This window comes from Caballeronia sp. M23-90, assembly GCF_053574605.1.
Genome location: NZ_JBSIPA010000392.1, coordinates 1 through 6,210 on the forward strand (window position 1 = coordinate 1; position 6,210 = coordinate 6,210).

Consider the following 6,210-nt stretch of genomic DNA (forward strand, 5'->3'; position numbering starts at 1 on the left):
TCCGCGATGGTCAGAAGGGCCGGATCGGCGTGACCGAACGCGCCGACGGCAAGCACGGCGCCGGCAGGAATGCGGATAAAAGTATGAATGGCGTCCCAGAGGGAGTCGAATGCGGGGATTTTATCGGCGAAAAATTCAACGATGGTCAGCGCCGCTGCCACACCGATCACCCACGGAGACGCCAGCACCGAGAGCGTTTCGGGCAGGTGGATCAGACCCAGCCGCTCGAACAAACCCGCCACGAATACCGTCAGATACAGTCGCAGCCCGCTGGCCCACGAGAGTCCCGCTGCCAGCGAAAGTGCTTCAAGCATCACCGCCTCCTTGCGCGCTGCTCACCCCGCGCCAGGCATCAGGACCGTCACGGCGTTCCTGAATTGAGTGTTTTACCCTTCGCCTGGATGAAGCATCGGGTGGGGATAATGGACAAAACATGAAGCATTCGGGCGCCAGGCACCGGATACTCCGAACCCGCTGGCTGTCTGAACCCATTATAGCCACGGCTGGCCCGCCGATGCAGCGCGTCATATTTCCTCTGTGTCGAGCACCCAAGTTCGCGATTCAACCCTTAAAGCCAAAGAACCGGTGAAGCGGAATGCACCACTGTTTAACGGCCGATTTATTGATTGTTTGAGCCGTTAATGCAGAAAAAACACTTGCAAGAGCACTGCAATATCCGTTGCGATCAATGTCCCGAGGACAATTTCAACCCAATAAGCCCGACCACGATCAACGCCGCGCTCGCGACCCGCGCCACGGTAAGCGCCTCGCCCATCATCACGATGCCGAAGATGAACGCACCGACTGCGCCGATGCCCGTCCAGACTGCGTAAGCGGTCCCGAGCGGCAATTGGCGCATGGCCATGGCGAGCAGCACGAAGCTGCCGGTCGCCGTCACGATGGTGAACACGGATGGCCACAGCCGCGTGAACCCCTCGGAAGTCTTAAGGCCCGCGGCCCACGCGACTTCGAGCAAACCGGCGATAAACAATAGAAACCAGGACATGGACATTCCCTTGAACGAAAATGGGGCCGTCCCCGGTGTGATCGATGCGTGCGTGGTCGTCCACGCAGCGTGTAATGAAAGCGTAATTATATCAACGATGACAAAACGCCGCATGTGACGCGTTTGATTACGCTGTTACGCAGCCCGCCGGGTTCTCATTCAGAAGGCGCCCTAAATAAAACCGTCGTTTATCGAAATCCTGGTTTAATCTAAGTCGTCAAGAGCGCCATAGAAAACTTCTCATGCGGAGTGTTCATGGAATTAGATGCCGTTTTGCTGTCCCGTTTTCAATTCGCGTGGGTCATTGCTTTTCACATCCTGCTGCCGGCGTTCACCGTTGGCCTGTCATGTTTTATCGCGACACTGGAAGTGCTCTGGTGGGTGACCAAACGCGACGTCTACAGGCGGCTCTCGGCGTTCTGGCTCAAGATATTCGCGGTGTCGTTCGGCATGGGCGTGGTGTCCGGGATCGTGATGCCGTTCCAGTTCGGCACCAACTGGAGCCGCTTCACCGATGCCACCGCGAGCGTGATCGGTCCGTTGATGGGGTACGAAGTCCTCACCGCGTTTTTTCTCGAAGCCGCGTTTCTCGGCGTGCTGCTCTTCGGCCGCAAGCTCGTGCCGCAATGGGCGCACGTGTTGGCCGCGTTTTTCGTGGCGTCGGGCACGGTGATCTCGTCGTTCTGGATTCTCGCGGTCAATAGCTGGATGCAGACGCCGCGCGGCTACAAGATCCTGCCAGACGGCCGCTTCGAAGTGACCAGTTTCTTCGACGCCATCTTCACGCCCTCCTTCCCATACCGCCTCGGCCACACGGTCAGCGCTTTTCTCGTCACGGCCGCATTCGTCATTCTGGGCGTGGGCGCCATGTACTTGCGTCAGCGACGGTCGCTGGAAGAAAGCCGCGTGATGACCAAGATGGCGCTGATCTTCCTGATGATCATGGTGCCGGTGCAGATGGTTATCGGCGATATGCACGGTCTCAATACGCGCGAGCATCAGCCCGCAAAACTCGCCGCCATGGAAGGACTGTGGGAAACCGGATCGCGCATTCCCGCCGCCATCTTCGCCATTCCCGATCAGGAGAATGAACGCAACCGCTTCGAAATATCGATACCCGTGCTCGGCAGCATTTATCTGACGCACGATCCAAACGGCGTCGTGCAAGGGCTGAAAGACTTTCCGCGCGAGGACCGGCCAAACGTTGCCGTGGTCTTCTTCGCGTTCCGGATCATGGTCGGCATTGCCGTGCTGATGTTCGTGCTGGTGCTCTCCGGCATCGTGCTATTTGCGCGCGGCAAGCTCGAAACCAGCCAGCGCTGGCTGCGATGCGCCACGTATGGCATGCCGCTCGGGTTTATCGCCGTGCTGGCCGGCTGGACCACCACTGAAAGCGGTCGTCAGCCGTGGACCGTCTATGGCCTGATGCGCACGAGCGATTCGGTCACGCCATCATTGAAGGCCGGCGATGTCGGGCTCTCGTGGCTGCTTTACGTGCTGGCGTACATCGTGATTTTCGGCTCCGGCTACATCCTGCTGCGACGCCTCGTGCGCCTCGGTCCCGCCGACGAACACATCGAAACCGATCACGACCTGCTGCAACCAGAGACGCGTGCGGCGCGGCCTTTATCGGCGGCATCGGCGAGTGCTGCGGGGGCTTCGGGCGCGGTCAAAGCCGTCCGGGCCGACGATGTCGTTCCGCCAGCCAGGAGACCATGATGCTCGACCTCGTGCCGATGTGGGCCGCCATCCTGGCGCTTGCCGTATTCATGTACGTGCTGCTCGACGGCTTCGATCTCGGCGTCGGGATGGTGTTCCTGCTCCGCCGCGACCCCGTAGAGAGGCAGTTGATGATCAATTCGGTCGCCCCGGTCTGGGACTTCAATGAAACGTGGCTGATCCTCGGCGGCGGCGGCTTGCTGGCGGTGTTTCCGCTGGCGTTTTCGATCATCGTGCCGGCGGTTTATTTTCCGATCCTGCTGATGCTGCTCGGGCTGATCTTTCGCGGCGTCGCCTTCGAATTCCGCGAGGTGGTCGGCGCGCGCAAGTGGATCTGGGACGGCGCGTTCGGATATGGATCGCTGATCGCGACGTTTTCACAGGGCGTGGTGCTCGGCATGTTCATCCAGGGCTTTCCGATACACGGCCGCGTTTTTATCGGCACGAGCTGGGACTGGATCGCGCCGTTTCCGCTCTTGACGGGCATCGGGTTGATCTTCGGTTATGCGTTGCAGGGCACGACGTGGCTCGTGCTCAAAACCGAGGGCGAACTGCAGGAATGGGCGCGCCGCATGGCAAAGAAGGTGTTGTTCGGCGTGATCGCGTTCATCTTGCTGATCAGCATCTGGACGCCGCTCAAGGACGCACGGATTTCGGAGCGCTGGTTCAGTTTTCCCGCAAGCTTCGTGTTTGCGCCGGTGCCGGTGCTGACAGTACTGCTCGTATGGACGTTATGGTCGGCGCTCGGCAAGAGAAAGGAAGTCGTGCCGTTCATGTGTTCGATCGGCTTGTTCTTCCTCGCGTTCACGGGCCTTGTGATCAGCTTGTGGCCGTTTATTGCGCCGCCATCGGTGACGTTATGGGATGCGTCCACAACGCCGCTTTCACAGCAGTTTTTGCTCATCGGAACGATGTTCCTGCTGCCCGTGATCGTGCTCTATGTAGTCTGGTCGTACTGGGTATTTCGCGGCAAAGTGCGCGGTGACATGGGTTATCACTAGGCGGTCACAGTTTCTGATCCGTGGCCTTTTGCAAGATCCGGCTCCACTTGTGTGCCTCGCGGCGATCGCGCATGGGCATTACCCATTTCGCTTGCGTGGTGTCGGCGACATCGAGCACGACCTGCCACGCCTGGCCCGCAGAACCTGCTTCCATGCGCGCGCCACGCAGGTCGGCAAAGATGTACATGCCGGTGCGCTCACCCACGCGAATCTCGCACAGGCGCTTGACCGCCGCTACCCTTACACCGCCCCAGTCGCCCTTTATCTCGTGCGTCCAGTCGCCGTCGTGGACATTGGGGGCGACTTCTTTCCATCGGAACCAGAAGTAGGCGGCAACGGCCACCACGATCAAACCCGCCACGATCGCGGCGCCGAGGGCAACGCCGAAACCGAACGCCGCCGAGATTTCGTGGAAGGACCAGAACGCGCCGTAAATCACAGCGACAAGAACGACAAGTGCAACGATGATCGGCATCGGCAAACAACCTTAAGTGCAAAGGATTTACTGCGTCTTGTGCTTCGCGTTCCAGTCCTTCAACGCCTGCAACGTATTTGCCACGTGCTGGTCCGGCGAGAGACTCGTGTATTCGTAGATCACCTTGCCATCGGGCGCGATCACGTATGAAACGCGGTTTGCCATGGAGTTGACGAGCGGCATGGACGCGTCATATTGCTTGATGATCTTCGAGTCGGCATCCGCGGCAACCGGGAATTTGCTGCGGCACTCGCTAACCGAAAACTTCTTCAGTGTGTCGATGTTGTCATGCGACACGCCAATCACGGTTGCGCCTTGCGCCTTGTATTCATCGACGGCATCGGCGAATTCATGCGCTTCAATCGTGCAGCCCTTCGTGAATGCGGCCGGATAGAAATACAACACGACCGGGCCCTTCTTCAACGCGCTAGCGAGTGAATAGTCGAAGACATTCCCGCCCAGCGATGCCTGCGTCGTGAAAGCCGGCGCCTGATCGCCCGGCTTCAGGGTTGCATAGGCAACCAGCGCATAAGCCCCGAGCGCGGCGCCTAGCGACAAACCCAGCAACTTCCCCGCAAACTTTCGTTTCATGACACTCCCTTCGTTTTGATTGGGTATTTTGTTCGGGTAATACGTGCGCGCTACTCCACCCGATGCGCGCCGAACCACGTGGCGGCCTCGAACTGCAACTCGGCAAGCACGACCGGCGTCAGTACAGCAAACCCGGCATTCGAGCCGGTACTCGAATCGAGCTCCGGCGCATCGCCCCGTTCGGCTGCCTGCGAGATCCGCAACAACGCGCCAAGCGGTCCGCTGCCTTCGACGATCGCGTCGCAAATCTCCCTGGACAACTTCAGCAACTGGATGATCTCGACGGGCGGCAGATCCACGACCACATGCACGAGCGAAAAGATGCCGGTCATGAAAGCCGCATCGGCGAATTCTTCATTCGATGGCTGCATGACGCGCGCCGCCAGCTCCATGAAGCGCGCGCGTGTGCCCACGAGCTGCACGAGCGGGTCCGAGCGCCACGGCAAATGGCGTCCATCGGCGTACAGCAGCAACTGCGTCCAGCGTGAAATCTGCCGCGTGCCGGTCGCCGCAATCGCCTCGCGCAGCGATGAAACCGGACGTGCCAGCTTGAACGCGCTTGAATTGGCAAGACGCAGCAGCTGCACGACCACATTTGGATTGAGCTTGAGTTCGGCTTCGAGTTCCGCAATCCCGGGTTCGCCCGACAACACGCCGAGCAATCGCAACAGCGCGGTGCGCGATGGATTCGAGCGTCGCGTCACGAGCACCTGCGGACGCGCGAAGAAATAACCCTGGAACAGGTCGAAGCCGAGCTTGCTGGCTTCATCGAAGTCCTGGTGGGTTTCGATCTTCTCTGCAATCAAGGTCTTGCCGTGACGCTTGAGCGTGGCCGCGAGTTCCGGAATATGGGCACGGTCAGCGGCGAGAAAGTCGATCTTCACGTAATCCACGTAAGGCAGCGCTTCGTGCAGCGGTTCGGTCAGCGCGACGACATCGTCGAGGGCGAACTGAAAGCCTGCCGCGCGCAATTGCTCGCAGCGCTTGAAAAGCCTGGCGTCGAAGGTGACGGTTTCGAGGATTTCGAGCACGAAGCGCTCGGGCGGCATGATGTGGACGATGTCATCGAACAGCAGGTCGCGGTTCATGTTCACGAAGCCGCGATGATCGCCGAGCACGGCCGACAGACCGATCTCACCGACCGTTCGCGCCACGACATGAGCTGTGGCCTGGACATCGTCGAAAATGCGCGCGCGATTGTCGGGGCTGTCGCGAAAAAGCAGTTCGTACGCATGCAGCGCGCCCTTGCGATCAATGATCGGCTGGCGCCCTAGATAGACACTTTCCGGTTCGCGCGCGAGCATCTGGATATCGCACGATCCGGCCCAGGCGCAACGCGTGGGCGAACGCCAGCTCGTGATGACTGCCGGAGTCCTGGCATGAGCGGCTACCAGACGCTAAGTCTTTTCGATATCGGC

At 59.8% G+C, this 6,210-nt stretch carries 7 protein-coding genes and 1 pseudogene; 3 read left to right on the top strand and 5 right to left on the bottom strand.

The genetic code is table 11. The annotated features are described in order from the left end of the window. Both ACRXB1_RS27835 and sugE read right to left on the bottom strand, forming a co-directional pair. Positions 1–314 (bottom strand): DUF4126 domain-containing protein (locus tag ACRXB1_RS27835; RefSeq protein WP_449493857.1); only part of this gene is annotated, 314 nt, incomplete at its 3' end. 371 nt (positions 315–685) lie between these two features. Continuing rightward, on the bottom strand, positions 686–1,006 hold the full coding sequence (gene sugE / locus ACRXB1_RS27840) for a quaternary ammonium compound efflux SMR transporter SugE (RefSeq protein WP_062170154.1): 321 nt from the start codon (positions 1,004–1,006) through the stop codon (positions 686–688). Positions 1,007–1,261: 255 nt separating this feature from the next. Here sugE and ACRXB1_RS27845 point away from each other — a divergent pair, with 255 nt between their 5' ends. Both ACRXB1_RS27845 and cydB read left to right on the top strand, forming a co-directional pair. Continuing rightward, on the top strand, positions 1,262–2,725 hold the full coding sequence (locus ACRXB1_RS27845) for a cytochrome ubiquinol oxidase subunit I (RefSeq protein WP_061999859.1): 1,464 nt from the start codon (positions 1,262–1,264) through the stop codon (positions 2,723–2,725). Beyond that, positions 2,722–3,726, top strand: coding sequence for a cytochrome d ubiquinol oxidase subunit II (cydB, locus tag ACRXB1_RS27850; protein ID WP_178391810.1), 1,005 nt, complete (start codon positions 2,722–2,724; stop codon positions 3,724–3,726). Before ACRXB1_RS27845 ends, cydB begins: the two co-directional genes overlap by 4 nt. Positions 3,727–3,730: 4 nt before the next feature. Here cydB and ACRXB1_RS27855 read toward each other — a convergent pair whose 3' ends face one another. The 3 genes from ACRXB1_RS27855 to ACRXB1_RS27865 are packed head-to-tail and all read right to left on the bottom strand — an operon-like array spanning position 3,731 to position 6,096. Continuing rightward, positions 3,731–4,201, bottom strand: coding sequence for a hypothetical protein (locus tag ACRXB1_RS27855; protein WP_449493858.1), 471 nt, complete (start codon positions 4,199–4,201; stop codon positions 3,731–3,733). Positions 4,202–4,228: 27 nt separating this feature from the next. Next, on the bottom strand, positions 4,229–4,792 hold the full coding sequence (locus tag ACRXB1_RS27860) for a peroxiredoxin (RefSeq protein WP_061999861.1): 564 nt from the start codon (positions 4,790–4,792) through the stop codon (positions 4,229–4,231). Between the two features lie 50 nt (positions 4,793–4,842). Beyond that, complete coding sequence (locus ACRXB1_RS27865) at positions 4,843–6,096, bottom strand: EAL and HDOD domain-containing protein (protein WP_449493859.1); 1,254 nt, start codon at positions 6,094–6,096, stop codon at positions 4,843–4,845. On the opposite strand from ACRXB1_RS27865, the pseudogene ACRXB1_RS27870 reads away from it, so the two are divergent. Further along, a pseudogene (locus ACRXB1_RS27870) lies at positions 6,083–6,175 on the top strand (ABC transporter ATP-binding protein); the annotation flags it as partial. The gene ACRXB1_RS27865 and the pseudogene ACRXB1_RS27870 sit on opposite strands and share 14 nt — an antisense overlap. Positions 6,176–6,210: the final 35 nt, after the last annotated feature.

Excerpts from the sequence above, each read along its gene's own strand:
- ACRXB1_RS27860 (WP_061999861.1), bottom strand. The coding sequence starts at position 4,792 with ATGAAACGAAAGTTTGCGGGGAAGTTGCTGGGTTTGTCGCTAGGCGCC.
- sugE (WP_062170154.1), bottom strand. The coding sequence starts at position 1,006 with ATGTCCTGGTTTCTATTGTTTATCGCCGGTTTGCTCGAAGTCGCGTGG.
- cydB (WP_178391810.1), top strand. The coding sequence starts at position 2,722 with ATGATGCTCGACCTCGTGCCGATGTGGGCCGCCATCCTGGCGCTTGCC.
- ACRXB1_RS27845 (WP_061999859.1), top strand. The coding sequence starts at position 1,262 with ATGGAATTAGATGCCGTTTTGCTGTCCCGTTTTCAATTCGCGTGGGTC.
- ACRXB1_RS27865 (WP_449493859.1), bottom strand. The coding sequence starts at position 6,096 with ATGCTCGCGCGCGAACCGGAAAGTGTCTATCTAGGGCGCCAGCCGATC.
- ACRXB1_RS27855 (WP_449493858.1), bottom strand. The coding sequence starts at position 4,201 with ATGCCGATCATCGTTGCACTTGTCGTTCTTGTCGCTGTGATTTACGGC.